Source organism: Aquipseudomonas alcaligenes NBRC 14159 (assembly GCF_000467105.1).
Taxonomy (GTDB): domain Bacteria; phylum Pseudomonadota; class Gammaproteobacteria; order Pseudomonadales; family Pseudomonadaceae; genus Aquipseudomonas; species Aquipseudomonas alcaligenes.
The window spans coordinates 1-1111 of the sequence record NZ_BATI01000112.1 but is presented as its reverse complement, the minus strand read 5'-3'; the positions used below and the strand labels follow the sequence as shown (position 1 = coordinate 1111).

The following is a 1111-nucleotide window of genomic DNA, read 5'->3' as shown; positions in this document are numbered from 1 at the left end:
GGCGGTTACAGGAGCTGAGTGCAACACGGTTATTGAATTGAAGCTGGAGCATCATGCCGCATAGCCATAGCTTCCTGCATCACCTCGTCCATAACCTCGATCGGACACTTGAAGTCGAAGCGCTTACGGGGGCGCATGTTCAGTTGCAGTGCGATGGCATCCAGTTCCTCCTGGCTATGCACCGACAAGTCCGTGCCCTTGGGCAGGTACTGGCGGATCAGGCCATTGATGTTTTCGTTACTGCCGCGCTGCCAAGGGCTGTGCGGGTCGCAGAAGTAAATCGCCACCCCGGTCTGCTGGGTGATTTCAGCATGCCGCGCCATTTCTCGGCCCTGGTCGTAGGTCATGCTCTTGCGCATCGCCAGCGGCATGCCATTGAGCGCTGCACTGAAGCCTTCCATCGCCGAGGTCGCCGTCGCGTCGTTCATCTTCACCAGCATCAGGTAGCCACTGGTGCGCTCCACCAGCGTACCTACAGACGAGGCGTTGGCCTTGCCCTTGATCAGGTCGCCTTCCCAATGCCCTGGCATCAGTCGGTCTTCGATCTCCGGCGGACGTACATGAATACTGACCATCTCAGGGATCTGACCGCGCCGATCCACGCCGCCAGAGCGCGGCCTGCGCATCGTCTTGCTTTGGCGCAGGCAGATGATCAGCTCTTTACGCAGCTCGCCGACTGGCAAGGCATAGATCGCGTTATAGATCGTCTCGCGACAGACGTAGGCATCTCTGAGGCTGGGAATATTCATGCTGCGCAGCTTGCCGGCAATCTGCTCGGGAGACAAACGCTCACGCAGCATATGCGCCACCAATTCGAAGCGCTCGCTACCCGGCAACAGCTTTTGCTTCGGTCGACACACCTGACGGCGGGCCTGCATCTGCTGCTGGGCCACGCGGGCCGAGTAGCCGCCACAGGCATCTCGATTGCGGCGCAGCTCCCGGCTGATGGTCGAAGGGGATCGGTTGATCAAGCAGGCAATCCCGCGCAGGCTGAAACCTTGGGCATGACCGATTTGAATGGTGGCGCGCTCTTCAACGCTGAGTTCGGAATAAGACATAGGGACAGCACCGTACCGGAAAGGTCAGGTGTTGCACTCAGTTTTCGCCGCCG

General features: G+C 59.6%; 1 protein-coding gene. It reads right to left on the bottom strand.

Going from position 1 to position 1111, the window contains the following annotated elements; translation table 11 throughout:
• Positions 1-29 precede the first annotated feature (29 nt).
• On the bottom strand, positions 30-1058 hold the full coding sequence (locus tag PA6_RS22280) for an IS30 family transposase (protein ID WP_017846207.1): 1029 nt from the start codon (positions 1056-1058) through the stop codon (positions 30-32).
• Positions 1059-1111: the final 53 nt, after the last annotated feature.